This window comes from Veillonella sp. VA137 (assembly GCF_003992015.1).
In the GTDB taxonomy this organism is placed as follows: Bacteria; Bacillota; Negativicutes; order Veillonellales; family Veillonellaceae; genus F0422.
On sequence record NZ_RQVK01000002.1, the window covers coordinates 63,633 to 84,149 of the forward strand.

At 40.6% G+C, this 20,517-nt stretch carries 14 protein-coding genes and 1 other RNA gene; all 15 read left to right on the top strand.

The annotated features are described in order from the left end of the window. The first annotated feature begins 27 nt into the window (after positions 1-27). The 15 genes from EO116_RS01470 to EO116_RS01540 all read left to right on the top strand — a co-directional run bounded on the left by EO116_RS01470 (position 28) and on the right by EO116_RS01540 (position 20,499). Positions 28-1,428: a DASS family sodium-coupled anion symporter gene (locus tag EO116_RS01470; RefSeq protein WP_127160341.1), complete on the top strand. Its 1,401-nt coding sequence runs from the start codon at positions 28-30 to the stop codon at positions 1,426-1,428. 460 nt (positions 1,429-1,888) lie between these two features. Beyond that, entirely contained in the window at positions 1,889-3,895 is a 2,007-nt protein-coding gene (gene recJ, locus EO116_RS01475; protein WP_127160342.1) for a single-stranded-DNA-specific exonuclease RecJ, read from the top strand. A 65-nt stretch (positions 3,896-3,960) separates the two neighbouring features. Continuing rightward, positions 3,961-6,120: a bifunctional (p)ppGpp synthetase/guanosine-3',5'-bis(diphosphate) 3'-pyrophosphohydrolase gene (locus EO116_RS01480; RefSeq protein WP_370447257.1), complete on the top strand. Its 2,160-nt coding sequence runs from the start codon at positions 3,961-3,963 to the stop codon at positions 6,118-6,120. Continuing rightward, positions 6,117-6,566 (top strand): D-aminoacyl-tRNA deacylase, encoded by a 450-nt coding sequence (gene dtd / locus EO116_RS01485; protein ID WP_127160344.1) that lies wholly within the window; start codon positions 6,117-6,119, stop codon positions 6,564-6,566. The genes EO116_RS01480 and dtd overlap by 4 nt, the downstream gene beginning before the upstream one ends. Positions 6,567-6,578: 12 nt before the next feature. Beyond that, entirely contained in the window at positions 6,579-7,202 is a 624-nt protein-coding gene (locus EO116_RS01490) for an MBL fold metallo-hydrolase (protein ID WP_127160345.1), read from the top strand. An 8-nt stretch (positions 7,203-7,210) separates the two neighbouring features. Next, positions 7,211-8,281 carry an AI-2E family transporter gene (locus EO116_RS01495; RefSeq protein ID WP_127160346.1) on the top strand — a complete coding sequence of 357 codons (1,071 nt, stop codon included), beginning with the start codon at positions 7,211-7,213 and terminating at the stop codon, positions 8,279-8,281. Continuing rightward, positions 8,274-8,765 carry a Fur family transcriptional regulator gene (locus tag EO116_RS01500; protein ID WP_127160347.1) on the top strand — a complete coding sequence of 164 codons (492 nt, stop codon included), beginning with the start codon at positions 8,274-8,276 and terminating at the stop codon, positions 8,763-8,765. The genes EO116_RS01495 and EO116_RS01500 overlap by 8 nt, the downstream gene beginning before the upstream one ends. 247 nt (positions 8,766-9,012) lie before the next feature. Continuing rightward, positions 9,013-10,374, top strand: coding sequence for a coproporphyrinogen dehydrogenase HemZ (hemZ, locus tag EO116_RS01505; RefSeq protein WP_164726031.1), 1,362 nt, complete (start codon positions 9,013-9,015; stop codon positions 10,372-10,374). Next, entirely contained in the window at positions 10,374-11,648 is a 1,275-nt protein-coding gene (gene hisS, locus EO116_RS01510; RefSeq protein WP_127160349.1) for a histidine--tRNA ligase, read from the top strand. The genes hemZ and hisS overlap by 1 nt, the downstream gene beginning before the upstream one ends. 1 nt (position 11,649) lies before the next feature. After that, positions 11,650-13,446 (top strand): aspartate--tRNA ligase, encoded by a 1,797-nt coding sequence (aspS, locus tag EO116_RS01515; protein ID WP_127160350.1) that lies wholly within the window; start codon positions 11,650-11,652, stop codon positions 13,444-13,446. Positions 13,447-13,544: 98 nt separating this feature from the next. Further along, positions 13,545-13,717, top strand: a non-coding RNA gene (ssrS, locus tag EO116_RS01520) — 6S RNA. Between the two features lie 160 nt (positions 13,718-13,877). Next, positions 13,878-15,176, top strand: a complete 1,299-nt coding sequence (locus tag EO116_RS01525; protein ID WP_127160351.1) for a replication-associated recombination protein A — start codon at positions 13,878-13,880, stop codon at positions 15,174-15,176. 116 nt (positions 15,177-15,292) lie between these two features. Then, positions 15,293-18,019 (top strand): DNA translocase FtsK, encoded by a 2,727-nt coding sequence (locus tag EO116_RS01530; protein ID WP_127160352.1) that lies wholly within the window; start codon positions 15,293-15,295, stop codon positions 18,017-18,019. Positions 18,020-18,072: 53 nt separating this feature from the next. Beyond that, complete coding sequence (locus EO116_RS01535; protein ID WP_062400958.1) at positions 18,073-18,519, top strand: helix-turn-helix transcriptional regulator; 447 nt, start codon at positions 18,073-18,075, stop codon at positions 18,517-18,519. 18 nt (positions 18,520-18,537) lie between these two features. Further along, on the top strand, positions 18,538-20,499 hold the full coding sequence (locus EO116_RS01540) for a YgiQ family radical SAM protein (protein ID WP_127160353.1): 1,962 nt from the start codon (positions 18,538-18,540) through the stop codon (positions 20,497-20,499). Positions 20,500-20,517 lie beyond the last annotated feature (18 nt).

Genomic DNA, 20,517 nt, shown 5'->3' on the forward strand with positions numbered 1-20,517 from the left:
GTAGAAAGTGGAAAGGAATGATACTACATGGATAAACTACTAAGATTATTGGGCGTTGTAGCTGTAGCGCTTGTGATTTGGTTTTTGCCACATACACCAGAGATTTCTGATCAAGGATGGCATTTATTAGCTATCTTTACGGCTACTATTGTGGGATTTATATTGCGACCATACCCGACAGGGGTCATGGCCTTTATGGGATCTGCGGCGGCAGTAGCTACGAGCTCCATTAAGATGAATGAAGCGTTATTAGGCTATGCAGAGCCTAATGTTTGGCTTATCGTGTCGGCTATCTTCTTTTCTAGAGGAATCATCAATTCAGGATTAGGTCGACGCATTGCGTATACCTTAATTCATTGGTTTGGTACAAGTACCTTGCGCTTGGCCTATGCCTTAGCTATGACTGATTTAATTATTTCTCCAGCTACACCATCGAATACGGCTCGTGGAGGCGGTATTATCTATCCTATCGTGCAGAATATTTCTATGGCATTTGATTCGAGACCAGGAGAAACAGCTCGTCGTATGGGAGCTTACTTAATGACTACGGCTCACACAGTCAATGCCTGTACGGTGACGGTATTCTTGACAGCGTGCAGTGGTAACCTGTTAATTACATCTTTAGGGGCAAAATTATTTGGTTACACTGTGACATGGTGGGAATGGTTTTTAGCAGGGGCCTTGCCTGGGCTGCTCAGTATGGTCATCATGCCTTGGTTCATTTACAAAATTTATCCACCGGAAATCAAGGAAACGCCAGAGGCTCCAGCTATGGCTCGTGAAGAGTTGGATAAACTAGGTCCTATTACGACGATGGAGAAAAAGGTGGCAGCTATCTTTGTGGGGGCGATCCTACTCTGGTCTACTACGACAATTACTGGCCTACATGCGACGGTCATTGCGATTATGGCGGTATTGGCCTGTGTCATTAGTGAATGTCTTACATGGGATGACATTTTGAAAGAAACTACAGGTTGGGATATTTTAATCTGGATGGGTACTCTAGTAGGTATGGCTGGATTGCTTGGTAAATTAGGTGTAGTAGCTGTTTTTGCAAAATTTGTCAGCACTATGTTAGGCGGTATGTCTTGGGAGTGGGCAGCTTTGATTATTTCCTTAGTCTTTGTATACTCACAGTATTTCTTCGCCAGTGGTACAGCTCGTATTACCGCATTATTTTCTGCCTTTGCGTCTATCTTAATTGCCTTGGGAGCACCAATTCCTTATGCAATTTTGATGTTTGGCTTGATGAATAGCCCCGGCTGTACGTTGACACATTATAGCTCTGGGGTAACACCAATCTTCTTTGGTAGTCACTACGTGCCACAAGTGACCTGGTGGAAAGTAGGATTTTATATTTCTGTATTGAATTATATCTTCCATTTCTTCTTTGGTAACCTAAGTATGAAGTTGTTTGGAATCATCTAAGATGATGTAGATACAGAAATAGTTTCGGTGTAGTCATCGTAGTGCATGAGTAGATGATTTCTCTGTAATGATGATAGTATATGACTCCATAGAGGTAATGGTAGTATATGATTCTATAGGAATAATGGATGTATATCCTTTATAATTAGAACTAGAATAGGTTTTATAGAAGGTTGTGCTGAAATGCCATAGGTGCATTTCAGTGCAATCTTTTTTTTCGCTGTTTTAAATGTGGTGGCTCATATATGCGTAGTTCTGACATTTGTGATAGAGAGTTTTAGAAATGAAAATAATAATTAAGAAATAAAGAATTATCATTATAAATTCTACTTTTATCATAAGCAATAATAATGAAAATAAATTAATATATTTTTAATAATGATACTTATTGAAAATGCTTGGACTTTCATGTATAATAATGATAATGATAATGAAAGAAAAATCCATCCAAGAGGTACGCATGAAAAAATATAAACAAAAAGGCAAACGTTGGGAAATTGCCGAACATCAAGAAGAAGTAGAATCTCAATTGACCTCTGGATTAGCAGTGCACCCTATTGTTTCTCATTTATTGGCAAATCGTGGGATTACCACTGTAGAAGAAGGTCGAACATTCTTATATAGCACAATGGATGATTTATTAGATCCTTTTATGTTAAAAGGTATGGCACAGGCTGTGGAAGAAATCGAAAGAGTCTTAGCTATGAATGGATCCATTGTCATTTACGGAGATTATGATGTGGATGGTATTACTGCTACATCACTAATGTACCGATTTTTTTCGCGCTTAGGAGCGAATGTAACTTATTATATTCCAGAGCGACAAAGTGAAGGCTATGGTCTCAACTTAGAAGCTTTGGAATATTTGATTGCTCAAAAAACAGATTTAATTATTTCTGTAGATTGCGGTATTAGTTCCTATGATATTGTAGAAGCTGTGAGAGATCGCGTGTCTATGATTATTACGGACCATCATACATCACCACCGCAAATACCAAGAGCTACAGCGGTGGTTAATCATAAACAGCCAGAGTGTCCCTATGCAGATAAAAACTTATCTGGTGTAGGTGTGGCTTTCAAAGTCTGCCAAGCTTTATGGAAACGTCGTACTGGTGAAGAATATCGAGAAGACTTAGATATTGTAGCCTTGGGGACGGTAGCTGATGTAGTTCCCTTAGTAGGAGAAAATCGGATTATCGTCCGTGAAGGTTTGCATAAAATGACAGAGTCCCCTAATGTAGGGATTCAAGCTTTAGTGCAAGTTGCTGGTTTAGAAGGTAAAGTGTTATCTGCAGGTCATATTGGATTTACCTTAGCACCACGATTAAATGCAGCAGGTCGTGTGACACATGCGACGCGTGCTGTAGAATTGCTGATTACCACAAACCCAGCTGAGGCCATGGACATTGCAGAAGAGTTGCAAGAAACAAATGCGGAGCGACAACAAATTGAACGGGCTATTTTTGAAGAAGCGTATCAATCGGTATTAGCACAAGGAAGTTTGGCGGATCAATGTATTGTAGTAGCAGGGGAAGGCTGGCATCCTGGTGTTATTGGTATCGTTGCGTCCCGTTTGGTAGAAGCCTTTTATAAACCGACCATGGTGATTAGTATCCATGATGGAATTGGTAAAGGCTCCTGTCGTAGTATTGATCATTGTAATATGTATGATATGTTAACCTATGCGGGAGATACATTAATTCAGTTTGGTGGTCATGCACAGGCGGCAGGATTTAGTGTACAAGCAGAACAGATTGATGCTTTGCGTGAAAAAGCTAGCGAATTTTGCCGTAAGCAGTTAACGGAAGAAGATTATATTCCGATTGTTACCATTGATGGCGCTATGCATAGCGATGATATTAGTATTGACCTGATTGATCAAATTGCTACCTTGGAGCCTTATGGTATGGGCAATAGTACGCCTGTGTTTGCCCTTCCTAAGATTCGTGTACAGAATCTGTATCCTATGGGCTTTCAAAAAAATCATTGTAAGATTATTCTACAAGGTCAACAGGGCCCTATTGATGCGGTGGCTTGGCAAGGGGAACATTATATGCAAGAAATCTTTGCTGATGACCCTGTAAAAGTAGCCTTTTCCTTGCAGAAAAATGAATGGCAAGGTGTGGTGACGCCACAGCTTATTGTGCAAGATTTGGAGCCACTTTCACAGCAACGAGAACGGTTAGAAGTAGATAGTTTGCGGAAATTGTATACAGTGGTGAAACAAATTTTCCGATCTCCCACAGCACCGAAATATATTGTAGAACGGGAAACCTTGGAAAGCCGACCTCAAGAGATGACTTCTCGAGAAGCTATTCTTGCCCTTGAAGTGTTTAAGGAATTAGGCATTTTGAAAGAAGAAGTATTAGAAGATGGACGTCATGTATATCGCTGGGTGAATGTGCAACAAAAGTTGGAACTTCACACATCCTTGACGTTTATGACATATAGTCAGGAGGGAGCATAATGGTAAGTACTATAAATACCCCTCAGGAGCATACATTTAATAAAGAACGAGAATATGGACAATTTATGGACCGTGTTCGGTCCTATTTACCAGAAGAAGACTGGCCAGTCATAGAGCGTGCGTTTGCACTGGCAGATAAAGCCCATGCGCCACAAAAACGGGCTTCTGGAGAACCGTATATCTTGCACCCATTAGGGGTTGCCACTATATTGAGCGAACTACAAATTGATCGATCTACCTTGGTATCTGCTTTATTACATGATGTAGTGGAAGATACCGAGATAAGCTTAGAGGAAATAGAAGAACAATTTGGACCAGAAGTGGCGTTCTTGGTAGATGGGGTTACAAAACTAAATCAATTTCAGTACCAAACAAAAGAAGAACAGCAAATTGAAAATTATCGGAAGATGATTTTAGCCATGGCAAAAGATGTGCGCGTAGTGGTCATCAAGCTAGGGGACCGCTTACACAATATGCGTACCTTAAAGCATATGCGTCCTGATAAACAACAACGCATTGCTCAAGAAACATTAGAAATTTTTGCGCCATTAGCACATCGCTTAGGTATTTTTAATATTAAATGGGAACTAGAGGACTTATCGTTCCGTTATTTAGAACCAGAAAAATATTATGACCTAGTACAACAGATGAGTGAAAAACGACAAGCTCGTGAGGATATCGTAAATGATACGATGAATACTTTGAAAGATGCTTTGGAACATGCTCATATTAAAGCAGATGTAAAAGGTCGTCCCAAACACTTTTATAGTATTTATAAAAAGATGAAAAAGGACAATCGAGATTTATCTCAAATTTACGATTTGTATGCAGTGCGTGTCATCGTAGATACAATTCCAGATTGTTATGCTGTGTTAGGTACAGTACATAGTTTGTGGAAACCGTTGCCGTATCGCTTTAAAGATTATATTGCGATGCCGAAGTCGAATATGTATCAATCCTTGCATACCACCGTCATCGGCACAAAAGGTCAGCCGGTAGAAATTCAAATTCGTACTTGGGATATGCATCGTGTGTCTGAATATGGTGTAGCCGCTCATTGGCGCTATAAAGAGGGTAATAAAGGCAAGGCAGAAGCTGATTTTGATGCAAAGGTAGGCTGGATTCGTCAAGTTCTTGAGTGGCAGGATGCCAGTGATCCAAAAGAATTGTTGAATGCATTAAAACTAGATGTTTTTACAGGAGAAGTATTCGTCTTTACTCCAAAAGGTGACGTTATGAAGTTGCCAAAAGGCACAGTGCCACTGGATTTTGCCTATCGCGTTCATACCGATGTGGGGAATAAATGCGTAGGAGCCAAAATTAATGGCAAGATTGTTCCACTAGATTATGAATTGCAAAATGGGGACATCGTTGAAATCGTCACTTCTAAAAATGGCAAACCACGGTTAGACTGGTTGAATATTGTGGGCTCTACAGAAAGTAAGACGAAGATTCGAAACTGGTTTAAGCGTGAAAATAAAGAAGAAAATATCGTCAAAGGTCGCGAACTGTTAGAAAAAGAAGCGAAACGCTTAGGCTATGATTGGAAGGACTTAACAAAAAATGGTCGCCTAGAAAAGATTGGAAAATCTTTGAATGCTGGCGGCGAAGCTGAGCTGTACTCTGCCGTTGGATTTGGTGGACTTTCAGTGAATACGGTACTCCTCAGATTAGTGGACATTCATAAGCAGGAAGTCGCTAAGGAAGAGCAACGAAAAGATACGATGGCTGTCATCGATCGCCTTAAAGTACATCAAGGAAAATCTAAGAAAAATAGCAGTGGTGTTCTAGTGAAAGGCGAAGCCGGTGTGATGGTTCGTATGGCTCGTTGTTGTAACCCAGTACCAGGTGACGATATTATTGGTTATATTACGAGAGGCCGAGGCGTTTCTGTACATCGTGCAGATTGTACCAATATTGGTCATACCCCAGATGATTTGAATCGCATGATAGAAGTTGATTGGGAGGGTGCTACACAGGATCAATTCCAAGTAAGTGTGTCTGTACATGCCTATGATCGCAGTGGCTTATTAATGGAAGTGATGGCAGTATTGTCAGAAATGAAAATTAACATTTCCAATATTAATGCAAAAACTGACGATGCAAAAGATGTAACCATTCATTTAATGTTAGATATTAAAGATCTGTCACAACTGGATTATGTGATGACGAAGTTGCGTCGAGTGAAAGATGTATATTCAGTCCATCGAGGAGGGAAAGCATGAGAGCTGTTGTACAACGTGTAAGTTCTTCTTCGGTTACCGTAGATGGGTCTGTCATTGGTAGTACGAAGCAAGGTCTTTTAGTGCTAGTAGGTGTAACAGATACGGATACAACAGAGGATGTGCAATATATCTGTGATAAGGTTAGTCACTTACGCATCTTTGAAGATGAACAGGATAAGATGAACCTATCTGTATTAGATGTAGGTGGTGAGGTGTGCGTAGTGTCGCAATTCACCCTCTACGGAGATGCGCGCAAGGGTCGTCGACCGAACTTTATGAAAGCAGCGCCACCAGAGATGGCAGAGTGCTTATATCTGGAGCTAGTAGAGGCTTTCAAAGGAAGAGGTTTAATAGTGAGTACAGGTCAATTTCAAGCCCATATGCAAGTGGAATTGGTCAATGATGGACCTGTGACGATTCTATTAGATAGTAGTAAAGAGTTTTAATGGAGTTAATAAATGAAGCTATATTATATGCCCTTAGGGGCGTATGGAACAAATTGTTACATTGCGCATAATGAAGCAGATAATACGTGCCTTGTAACGGATCCAGGTGACGAAGGAGAGAAGTTAAAAGAAATTCTAGATAGTCACAAATTCAAAGTGCAAGGTATTTTATTAACACATGGTCATAGTGATCATATTGGGGCGGTAAAAATCTTGGTGGATGCGTATCATGTGCCAGTATATATTCACGAAGGTGATGCGGAGTATCTGACGAATCCAGAGGTGAATTTAAGTGCCCATTCTGGTCGGTATATAACGGCAGAAGTGGACGATGTTCGCTATGTGAAAGAGGGCGATACGATTTCCTTAGGGGATACTACTTTTACTGTGCTCGAAACGCCAGGTCATACACCAGGTGGTGTGTGCTATTATACAGAGGGAACCTTGTTAGCCGGTGATACCTTATTCCAAGGGTCAGTGGGTAGAACAGATTTTCCGAATGGTGATTTTGAACAGTTGAGTAAAGGGATTAAAGAAAAACTTTATACGTTACCAGATGATACAAAGGTGTATCCAGGTCATGGCGGACAAACTACCATTGGTGACGAAAAGCAATCTAATCCATTTGTACGGTAGGTGATAGGATGGGACATAAATCTATACAATATTGGCTACGCTGTATTTTACTGATTTTAGCTAGTATTGGCTTGTTAATCGCCTTACCAGTAGTTATTCCTTTGATTATTGCGGTCATATTAACATTGCTATTATGGCCATTAGTCAATATGACGCAAACGTATGCAAGACGGTATTGGAAACAATGTCCACGATGGATTGCTATCATTCCATCTTTTATCGTGGTAGCATTGATTTCTACGTTGTTGGTGCGGTATGTAATGGTACCAGTAATCGGCGAATTAACTAAATTATTAATCAATTTACCATATGTATTAGATCAATTTGTAGCAGTGGTGAAAGGGCTACAAGGTATCGATGGGGAAAGTATTATACCTCATCAATTTGAAGGAATTATCAACACTACCTTGATAAAAATTGGCAATTATGGTGTAGACTTGGCACAACGTGGTGTACTGGCCATCGTGTCCTTTGCTAGTACCTTATTACAATTATTATTGGTACCGATTTTAACATTCTACTTATTGAAAGATGGACGCACCATTAAACGAGCTGTGTTAGATATTTTTTCTAGCCCTACATCAGCTCATTTAGAGGAAGTGGTGAATGACATTCTTCGCACGTTAGGTGGATATTTACGAGGACAATTATTGTTAGCAAGCAATATGTTTTGTCTTACCTTCATCGTGTGTTATGTGTATGATTTACCATATCCCCTTGTGTTGGCGGTGCTAGCAGGTATTGCGGAATGGATTCCAATTATTGGACCCTTTATCAGTGCGGCTCCAGCCATTATTTTAGCTGCTGTTATCAGCGGCCCTCTAGCGGTGAAAGTGGCCATTACCTATGGTGTATTGCAAGTGCTAGATGGACAAATCATCATGCCCAAGATTATGGGGCATGTCATTAATCTTCCTCCATTAGTGATTATTACTGCTATTTTTGTAGGTGGTTATTTCTTTGGTATGATCGGCATGATGACAGCCGTACCATTGACAGCTATCGCGCAAATTATAGCGAAACGCTTATGGTATTTTAATAGATATTATGTATTACAGAAAGAGGAACATCATGGATAAAGCAACAGAAGTACAAGCAACAATGGAAAAATTGAAAGAACGTATTAAAGATAAAAAATACAAATTGACAACACAACGTCAAATTATTTTGCAAACTTTCATTGAAGCAGAAGAAAAACATTTAAGTGCAGAAGACGTATATATTTTGGTGAAAAAGAATAATCCAGATATTGGTTTAGCTACGATTTATCGTACATTAGATTTATTTACTGAGTTAGACTTAGTGAAACGTTTGGATTTTGGTGATGGTCGTAATCGCTATGAGTTGAATAGCGATGAACTAGCTCATTTCCACCATCATTTAATCTGTGTGAAATGTGGTTGTGTGAAAGAATTTGAAGATGATATGTTGGAAACATTAGAGTCTATTATTGCTAAAAAACTAAACTTCCACACAACAGATCATCAATTAAAAGTATATGGTTTCTGCGGCGATTGTCATGAAGCGGCAAAGGCTTTAGAAGCTGAAAAAGAACATGCATAATACATACTGGTATGACGGGCCTCAAGAGTTAGGGTCCGTCATAGCACACCAGTGCGGAGCAGTGGGACTATTTTCATCGAAAGAAAATCCAGACTTTATCATCCATGTATCGTATAGTGGAATAGTGGCATCTCTACTATGTGAATAAGAGCCAAGATCAGCTATGCAAAGTGGAGCTATTGTGAGGGGCCGAGACGATTCTAAATCGACAGGTACTGAAGGAATCTTAGACCATGTTGATAAGTGTATGATAGTCAAGATGTTCTGCCATACGACTATACAGCATGAATTGTTAGAGACTAGTATACAAGGACCATCAGAATTATACCCAGAGTATGTCCATATATGGTCTCTTTCAGGAAACGATACTGTGGAAGGGCGCAAAGTGATAGGCAGAGAAGTCTTATCAGAGCTTAGACGTATATTGGGCGTGAAGACTAGTTTATGGGGTACCTTAGTAGGCGTACGTCCTACTAAGTTGACCCATAAATTATGGGATTCTTTAGGTGATATAGACCGAGTTCGGCAAGAGCTGGAAAGTACCCACAGTATTAGCCATGTGAAGTGGAAATTATTAGAGCAAGTGGCAGTGTTGGAACGCCCGTATGTGGCACATGTACAACAATCTCCTAAGGAGATTAGTTTATACAGTGGCATTCCTTTTTGTGAAACACATTGTACCTATTGTTCTTTTCCCTATGGGCTCATTCAGAACTATGGAAGGGTACAGGACTTTGTAGATGTCTATCATCGTGATATAGAACATATGAAAAGACTTGTTAAAACACATGGTTTAGAGGTACAATCGTTATACATGGGTGGAGGAACTCCCACTAGTTTAGGAGATGGAGACTTTCACCATATTGTGCATGCATTGGGAACTGTGATTCCGAAGGGCCGTGAGTTTACTGTAGAAGCAGGCCGTCCTGACTCATTGAATGCTAACAAGGTTCAATCTATTGTAGATGCTGGTGTGACTAGGATTAGTTTGAATCCCCAAACGATGCAGGATGAGTTGTTACGTATCATTGGCAGAGGCCATAGCGTAGCAGAGTTTCTATCTATGTATGACTATGTGGCAAGACATACAGATTGCTCTATTAATATGGATTTTATTGCAGGATTACCACATCAAACAGTAAAAAATATGGTGGAGAATGTGCGGTATATTGAACAATTACGTCCTCATAATGTAACGATCCATACGTTAGCATTGAAAAAGGGGAGCCCATTATATGGGAGTCGCTTTGCCAATGAAATTCCTTCTGAAGCGGTGGTGCAAACCATGTTAGATGAAACTCATGAAGCTTTGCTGCAACTAGGCTATATACCGTATTATATGTATCGTCAACAATACATGGTGGGGCAAATGGAGAACATTGGCTACACCTTACCAAATTATGAAAGCATCTATAATATACAAATAATAGAAGAACGTCAGTCCATACTTTCCATAGGACCTGGTAGTGTGTCTAAATGGATAGGTGGCAGTGATTTTAGGCAACAAAAACAATACATGCCGAAAGATGTAGATACGTATATTCAAGATATACAACGACTATTAGAGAAACGTACTTTACTAAGTAATGAACATTGGAGGGACAGCTAGTGGCTATTCAAAAACCAAGAGGGACACAGGATTTACTGCCAAGTGTTCTTGGAAATTGGCACTATATTGAAAATACCATTCGTCGATTATGTAAGACCTATGGATTTGAAGAAATTCGTACGCCTATGTTTGAAGAAACGGGCTTATTTTTACGCGGTATTGGGGAAACTACAGATATCGTGCAAAAAGAAATGTATTCCTTTCCTACAGGGGATAAAAAAGATCAATCCTATACATTGCGTCCAGAAGGAACGGCGTCTGCGGTGCGTGCCTATTTAGAAAACAAAATTTATGGTCAAGAATCGATTACAAAATGGTTCTATATTGGCCCTATGTTCCGCCACGATAAACCACAAGCAGGTCGCTATCGTCAATTCCACCAATTTGGTGTGGAGCTGTTAGGTACACAAGCCCCAAGTGCTGATGCGGAATGTATCTCTTTGGTGCTGCAACTATTGCGTGACTTAGGTTTAAAAGATTTGAATGTAGAGGTAAACTCTGTAGGTTGTCCAACGTGTCGCCCTGCGTATAGAGAGAAATTAATTGCTTTCTTTGAACCAAAAAAAGAAGAACTATGTGAACTGTGTCAAAGCCGTTTATACAAGAACCCATTGCGTATCCTTGACTGCAAAGAAGAAAAATGCCAACAATTGGCAGTAGGTGTTCCGGAGTTAAGTGAAAATTTATGTGAAGAGTGTCAAGATCATTTCCATCATGTGAAAGAATACTTAACAGCAGCTGGCGAGAAATTCAGTTTAAATCCACGCTTGGTTCGCGGTTTAGACTATTACACGAAAACTGCTTTTGAAGTACAGTACACTCCATTGGGGTCTCAAAGTGCAGTCGCTGGTGGTGGTCGTTATGATGGTTTAGTAGAAGAACTAGATGGACCACATACCCCTGCGGTAGGCTTTGCGATGGGTATGGAACGCTTGTTGCTGGCTCTAGAAAAACAAGGATTATTACCAGAACCAACACAAGAAGATTCCGTCTTCGTAGTGGCATTAGGAGAAATGGCACAAAAAGAGGCTTTCAGAATTACAAATACCTTGCGTAATACCTATGTAAAAGCAGAAATGGAAGGTTCTGGTAAATCTATGAAGAGCCAAATGAAGTATGCTAACAAAATTAACGCAAAATATGTTATTATAATTGGTGATAATGAATTAGCTGAAGGTAAGGTCATCTTAAAATATATGGATACATCTGAACAAGAAACAGTATCCTTAGCTGAGATTACAAACCGTATAACTGAGTTAGTGAAAGGAAATTAGAATGGAAACTATGAAAGGTTTACACCGTACACATCATTGTGGAACTATCGGTGCAGAACAAGTAGGAACAGAAGTGGTTCTTTGCGGTTGGGTAGAGCGCCGTCGTGATCATGGTGGATTGATTTTTATTGATTTACGTGACCGCTCTGGGGTTGTGCAAATCGTGGCATCTCCTGATCACAATATGGAGTCCTTCCATAAAGCAGAGGATGTACGTAATGAATATGTATTGTGCGTACGTGGTACGATTACAGAGCGTGATGCAGCGGCTGTGAATCCTAATTTACCAACTGGTAAATATGAAATGTACTGTGAAGAGTTACGTGTATTGAATGCAGCGAAAACACCTCCATTCTATATTCAAGATAATATCGATGTAGATGAAAATATTCGTTTAAAATATCGCTATTTAGACCTTCGCCGCCCAGAAATGCAAGCAAACTTGATCTTGCGTCATAAAGTGACAAAAGCGATGCGCGATTTCTTTGACAACAATGGCTTCTTGGAAATTGAAACACCAATGTTGACAAAAAGTACACCAGAAGGAGCTCGTGACTACTTAGTTCCATCTCGTGTAAATCCTGGTACATTCTATGCATTGCCACAATCTCCACAAATTTTCAAACAAATTTTGATGGTTGCTGGCTATGAAAGATATTTCCAAATTGCTCGTTGTTTCCGTGATGAAGATTTACGTGCAGACCGTCAACCTGAATTTACACAATTGGACATCGAAATGAGCTTCATGAACCAAGAGCAAATCTTGAACATGCAAGAGCAAATGATTGCCCATGTATTTAAAGCGGCACAAGATGTGGAAATTCCATTACCAATGCCTCGTATGACTTGGGATGATGCGATGAATCAATATGGTTCTGATAAACCGGATATCCGTTTTGATATGAAGTTTACAGATGTAACTGACTGTGTGCAAGATACAGAGTTCAAAGTATTCCGCTCCGTTATCGACAATGGCGGTCAAGTAAAAGGTATTGTCGTAAAAGGCTATGCTGGCATTCCACGTCGTGAATTAGATGATTTGACAAACTTCGTAGGCATCTATGGTGCCAAAGGTTTGGCTTGGGCTTGTTTCAATGAAGACGGCACGATCAAATCTCAAATCATGAAATTCTTAGGTGAAGATACAGTGCGCAATATCGGTGCGAAAATGAACGCAGAGCCAGGTGACTTGGTATTGATGATTGCGGATAAACCAGCTGTAGTTGCGAAAGCTCTTGGTGAATTACGCCTTGAAATGGGTAAACGCCGTGGTTTAATCGATGAAAATAAATTGGCATTCTTGTGGGTAACTGACTTCCCTATGTTTGAATACGACGAAGAAGATAAACGCTTTGTGGCAATGCATCATCCGTTCACATCTCCGCGTGAAGAAGATATGGACTTGTTAGCCACAGATCCAGGTGCTGTGAAAGCCATCGCTTATGACATGGTATTGAATGGCGTGGAAATCGGTGGTGGTTCCATCCGTATTTACCAATCTGATGTACAAGAAAAAGTATTCAATGCGATCGGCTTAAGCACAGAAGAAAGTCGTTCTAAATTTGGCTTTATGTTAGATGCCTTTGAATACGGTGCTCCTCCACATGGTGGTTGTGCTTTCGGTTTAGATCGTTTGGTAATGTTGATGGCGAAACGTCAATCCATTCGTGACGTGATTGCATTCCCTAAAACACAAAGTGCATCCGACTTGATGAGCCAAGCTCCATCTGAAGTAGCGCCAAAACAATTGCGTGAATTACATATCAAAACAGATGTAACAAAAGAAAAGTTAGTATAATCGAATTTGTCCAATAGAAAATTATTATACTTGTAAGGAACGGAACGGTGTATTTCTTCTTGAAATGCCCGTTCCTTTCTGCTATACTATGGATAAAGAAATTCCTGCTATGTGCGTGTTATATCGCAGTTTTGAGCCAACATTTTAACTTAGGGATTCTCGCTCTTGTAAGGGCGCTCTGCCTCTACGAGGACTGTAATCTTACAAGGAGGAAACCCACCTGCCTTTGCAGGATCAAAACACGGTATGGATACGGCATAGTGGGGTCTTTATAACCGCCTTATGGTGGTTTATTTTTTTTGGCATTAATGAGAACATATAGACTATATAACTGGATGCATGTATAATAATGTATAAGTATATATGTTTGTACTACTGCATGCACGGTAGTAGTTATCAATATATGATGGTAGATATAGGGAGGTGTAAGGATGAATTTGTTTGAGAATATGGAACCAGTAGATCCATTTGAACCCTTGGCAGTTCGTATGCGGCCACGTTCATTGGACCATTTCTTTGGACAAGAACAAGTAGTAGGGCCTGGAACATTTCTCCGGTCTATGATTGAAGAAGATAAGGTGCCCTCCTTATTGCTATATGGGCCATCTGGAACTGGTAAGACTACGTTAGCTAAAATTATTTCAGAGTTAACTAGCAGTCGATTCGTTATGCTCAATGCGACCAATGTGGGGATTGGTGAACTTCGTAGTACTATCGAAGAAGCGATACGGATTCGTAGTTCGTTGCAACAACGGACAATTTTATTCCTAGATGAAATTCATCGGTTCAATAAAAGTCAACAAGATGTATTGTTACCTTCTGTGGAAAGTGGTCAAATCATTTTAATTGGTGCCACCACAGAGAACCCTTTCTTTGAAGTGAATCGACCTCTTTTATCTCGATTGCGTTTGCTTACTCTAGAGCGATTAGATGCTACGGCATTAGTGGCAATCTTACGTCGTGCTTTAACAGATGAAGAGTATGGTCTAGGTAAGAAAGCGCTGATTGTGACAGACGATCTATTAGAGGATATTGGTCGTTTTGTAGATGGAGATGCCCGTATGGCTTTAAATATTCTGGAGCAAGTGGGAGCTATGGTTCGATCTGGTGGAGAAATTACCATAGAAATTATAGAAAAAGTACTAGGTCGACGAGTGTATCGATATGATAAGAAGGGGAATAATCACTATGATGTAATTTCTGCTTTCATTAAAAGTATGCGTGGCTCTGATCCAGATGCGGTGCTATATTATTTAGCTCGTATGATTGAGGCAGGAGAGGATCCTGTATTTATTGCTAGACGCATCGTTATTTGTGCGGCAGAAGATGTAGGACTGGCAGATCCACAGGCGTTGGTGGTGGCTAATGCAGCAGCACAAGCGGCTCATATGGTGGGCCTACCAGAGGCGCGCATTATATTATCAGAGGCTGCTGTATATGTAGCTTTAGCACCTAAGAGCAATAGTGCCTACCTAGGAATTGATGCAGCTATCCATGCGGTGCGCCATAAGGAGCAAGGTGAGGTGCCGAAACATTTACGAGATGCTCATTATGGAGGTGCTAAACAATTAGGACATGGAGTTGGCTATCGCTATGCACAGGACTATCCGAATGGCTATGTAGAGCAACAATATTTACCAGATGCATTGATAGAGGAGCAATTTTATAACCCTTTGGAACGTGGTCGAGAACGTGAACTTGTGAAAGACTGGGAAGACCGTAAACGATGAGGATTACCACAGGGAGAGCAGTATTGTTTTTGAGAATATTCGATATACTTTCATAGGCGGAAATGGTATAATAAAGTGCTAAGGTATATGATAGAAACGGAATTTTGGAGTTGGAAATGGCAGAGGAAAAGAAAGGCAAGTCTTCACGAGGAGGGCAAAAGGTACAATCGAAACGATCTACTCCCCTAAAGGAAAGTAAAACAGGTAAAACGAAAAATACCAAGACGCAGGCGAAAGGCGTTCGGAGCGAAATTAAAGGCCTAGTTCTTATGGGCTTTGCTGTACTAGCTCTTATAGGCATGGCTGGAGTAGACACTGGCATATGGGGTAGTATCATTAGTGGTATTTTTTCCTATGGGTTTGGCCTAGGTGGTTGGGTGGTAGCCCTATGGGTCCTCTATAATGGATGGTGCTGGTTATATAGAGGCTCTTTAGCAGCGATTACGAGAAAAGGATTACTATATACAGGAGTACTATTCGTTGTATTAGTGCAACTAGTGTTGTGGAAGGTAACAAGTGGTGATGAATTAAGTACCACAACTCTAGCAGAAAATGGTGGTGTAGTTGGTGGTCTATTAGGCTCTCTATTTAGAAGTTTAGTAGGAGACATCGGTGGTATTTTACTATCCGCTATTATAGGCATTGCCTGCGTACTAGGAATTACTAAATTGTCTTTACGTGAAGGCTTACATAAAGCGAAAGACAAGGCTAGTGTGGGGCTCGAAATAGCACAAGAGAAAGCAACGGAAACAGCTAGTGCTATTCGTGAGCAAGTGCATGAATGGCAAGAGGAGTGGCGAGAAGAACGTCGTAAGGCCTATGATCGTGAAAAAGATACAAGATACCCTAAAATAGAAGACTCATCTGATGAAATAGAAGTGGAAGCAGATGCGGTGATAGAAACTCAGGAGGCAATATCCCGTGCAACGGCGGTAGAAGTATCAGGAGCTAATGTAGTCGATGTAGAGTCTATGGAACCATCAGAGTCAATGATAGATACAGAAGAATTAGAAGCCATGGAGCCTAGTAAAGATGTGACTATTATGCAGCCTCCTATGGAAGACTATGAGGATGAAGAAGCGTATATTCCGGAGCCTCACATCTGTGAAGATGAAGTAGTGACGAGTACTTCCGAAGTAGAATCAGTAGTGGCACCTCTGATGGTAGATAGTGCAGAAGAAGCTGCAGAGGATACATCAGGAGAGATATATACTACAGATGTAGATGAAGAGCCTCATGTTACAGACGTATCTACCGAGTTGGAACCTATAACTCCACCATCATTTTTGCAAACTACTAATTATGTAGGATCCTTGGTAGAAGTACCAACTATTGAAACGACGAAAGAAGATACAGCAGCAGTGGCTGTGAACACGGATGGCGTGGCGCGTCCTAGGGCGATAGAAAAGCCTTACCAATATCCTCCGTTGACGATGCTTTCACAGGGGAAATCCAATCCTGTGACCAGTGAAGAAGTGGCTCATAATGCAGTCTTATTAGAAGAAACATTAGATAATTTTGGTATTACAGCAAAAGTGGTGAATGCTACCCAAGGTCCAACGGTAACACGGTATGAATTAGAACCTGCGAAAGGGACAAAAGTAAGCCGAATTATGGGTTTACAAGATGATTTAAAAATGAGCTTGGCAGCCGTTGATATTCGTATGGAAGCACCTATACCAGGAAAGTCTGCAGTAGGCATTGAAATTCCTAATAAAAATGTATCTGCTGTTCATTTACGAGATGTATTGGACTGTGAAGAGTTCCAACAAGCGAGTGGTGGTATTCCGGTAGGACTTGGTAAAGATATTGCAGACATGCCGGTTATTACGGACTTGGCTAAAATGCCACATCTATTGGTGGCTGGATCCACGGGGTCTGGTAAATCTGTTTGTGTCAATACATTGATCTCTAGCATCTTGTTTAGTCGTAAGCCAGATGAAGTGAAACTGATTTTGGTGGATCCTAAAATGGTAGAGTTATCCGTGTATAACGGTATTCCACACTTGATGTTGCCAGTGGTAACAGATATGAATAAAGCAGCTGCTGTATTACGGTGGGCAGTTCGTGAAATGGATGCCCGCTATATGACATTAGCCACAGCAGGCGTGCGTAATGTGGCTAGCTATAATAAGCAAAATCCAACCAAATCTATGCCTCTCATTTTAATTATTATCGATGAGTTAGCTGATTTGATGATGACCAATCCAGATGTGGAAGAATCCATTGACCGATTAGCCGCAAAAGCACGTGCGGCAGGGATTCATATGGTATTGGCAACGCAACGTCCATCGGTGGATGTGATTACAGGCAAAATTAAAGCTAATGTGCCGAGTCGTATTGCTTTCACAGTGGCTACTCAAATTGATTCTCGCACCATTCTGGACCAAGCAGGAGCAGAACGCCTATTAGGTCGTGGCGATATGTTATTTAATCCTATAGGAGCGAATAAACCAATTCGTATCCAAGGGGCCTTCATTTCTGATGAAGAAGTGGAAGAATTGATTGCTTTTGTCAAAGGACAAGGTCAGCCAGAATATGATGAAGTGATGATGGCAGAAACAGATAAAGGTGCTGAAAGTTCTGATGCCGTTGGCAGTGATGAGGAACAAGATGAATTGTTGGAACGAGCTGTACAAATTGTACTAGAACAACGTAGTGCGTCAGCCTCTATTTTGCAACGTAGATTGCGAGTTGGTTTTTCTAGAGCCGGTCGTTTAATTGATACCATGCAAGATATGAAAATTATTGGTCCTCCTACGAATAGTAGTAAAGGTCGCGATATTTTAATGGGAGAAGATCAAATTAGAGAACTATATTTCCCAAATTTTACAGTAGATTAGAGTAGTGTGCCATTTGCGTTATGTAGATGGCACCTATATGTATAGGAGGTTCTATGGCATCGATTGGCGAGGAACTTAGACGTGAGCGTCAACGACGCGGATTAACATTAGAACAAATTGAAGATGTATTACATATAAAAGTAGCTTACCTACATGCCTTGGAGCATGATGAGTTTAGTCGTATTCCAGGTAGTGTGTACACCAAAGGGTTCATCAAAAACTATAGTGAACTACTAGGCTTAGATAGTCGTCGATTGGTGGATACTTTTAAAAATAGAATGGGTGAATCCTTGACGATTCCCAAACGCAGAATGGTATCAAAAGAACAAGAGAAGGCTGATGCCTTTCGAGAACAGGAATTGATTGAGGCGCCGAAACAACGGTTAACCTATGAAAGTCGTAAGGCAAAACGACAAAAAACGATGATGATAGAACGATTTGTAGTAGGTGGTATTTTGCTGCTGATTATTCTGTTTTTAGGTTGGCTATTTTTTGTGTAATACAGTATAAGGAATACAATGAAAGAACAATATTTAATTACTACAAAAGCAGAAATGGACGAACGAGGGTGGGCTGAACTTGATTTTGTCATTATCAGCGGAGATGCCTATGTGGATCATCCTTCCTTCGCACCTACTGTAATTGGTAGATTATTAGAGTCCTATGGATATCGAGTCGGTATCATAGCTCAGCCAGACTGGAACGATGTGAATGCCTTTAAGGTTTTGGGAAAGCCTCGATTGGCGTCCCTAGTGACAGCAGGTAATTTAGATAGTATGCTCAATAAATTTACAGCAGCCAAGAAACATCGCCGTGATGATGGATATTCTCCAGGTGGTGAATCTGGGCGGCGCCCAGACCGAGCTACGGTGGTGTATGCGAATCGTATGCGAGAGGCTTTTAAAGGGGTTCCTGTTGTTATTGGCGGCATTGAAGCTAGTTTGCGACGATTTGCCCATTATGATTATTGGTCCGATACGGTGCGCCGCTCTATTTTGATGGATAGTAAGGCAGATGTCCTTATCTATGGTATGGGAGAAAAGCAAATCCGTGAAATCGCCGAAGCTTTAGATAAAGACCAATTACAAAAACGATTACCTGCCATCAAAGGGATCTGTTATGTTGCCAACACCGTGCCAGAGAATGCTATTGAATGCCCATCTTACGAAGCGATATCAGCAGATAAAGAAGTCTTTGCTAAAGCCTTTAAAATGCAATTTGATGAGCAAGATCCATACTATGGGAAAGCAGTGGCGCAAGGGCATGGTAATCGGTATATAGTACAGAATAGTCCAGCCTTACCATTAACACAGGAAGAAATGGACCATGTCTATAGTTTACCCTATACGAGAAAATGGCATCCTATGTATGATGCGGCTGGTGGAGTACCTGCCTTAGCAGAAGTACAGTTCAGTATTACTAGCCATCGCGGTTGTTTTGGTAGTTGTTCTTTCTGTGCTATTACAAGCCATCAAGGGCGAATTATTCAAAATCGTAGTCATCAGTCGATTTTAGATGAGGCTCACCGCATGACTACCATGGATGGTTTTAAAGGGTATATTCACGATGTAGGAGGCCCTACGGCAAACTTCCGTCATGTTGCTTGCGATAAACAGTTAAAAGTAGGAGCTTGTAAGGGGAAAACATGTGCTGCGCCCAAAGCATGTCCTCAGTTAAATACGAATCATGATGACTATGTGAGCATTTTGCGAAAAGTACGTAATGTAAAAGGCGTAAAAAAAGTGTTCGTTCGCTCTGGGTTACGGTACGACTATGTATTGGATGATCATAACAAAGACTTCGTTCGAGAATTGTGCGAACATCACGTGAGTGGTCAATTAAAAGTTGCCCCTGAACATGTATCCGAGCATGTAACGACCATCATGGGGAAAGCTAATAAAAGTTACTTCTTAAAATTTAAATCTTGGTTTGATGAGGCGAATCGCAAATTAGGTAAACAACAATTTTTGGTGCCTTATTTTATGAGTTCTCATCCAGGCTGTACATTAGAAGATGCTATTGAATTGGCAGAATTTTTGCGAGATCAAAATATGACTCCAGAACAGGTGCAAGATTTTATTCCTACCCCAGGTAGCTTATCGACTGCCATGTATTACACAGGAATCAATCCCCTTACAGGTGAGCCTGTGTATGTGGCTAAAAAAGGCAGAGATAAAGCTATGCAACGAGCCTTGATGCAATATAAACGAGAAGATAATTACGAATTAGTAAAAGAAGCCTTAATCAAAGCGAACCGACGAGATTTGATTGGTTTTGGACCTCTATGTTTGATTCCGCCGCGCTGTATAAAAAGGAATACAACAAAATCTGATAGTAGTAGAATTTCAGTTAAGGGTGGAGTGAAACCAACAGGTAGAGGAAAAGGATCTATGCAAGGGGAACGACATACAAATAGTGGTTCTAAAATTGGTATAGGAAATCGAAAAAATAAAGGCACGAAAAAAAGGAATTTTGGTTAGGTATCTCTAATAGGTAAA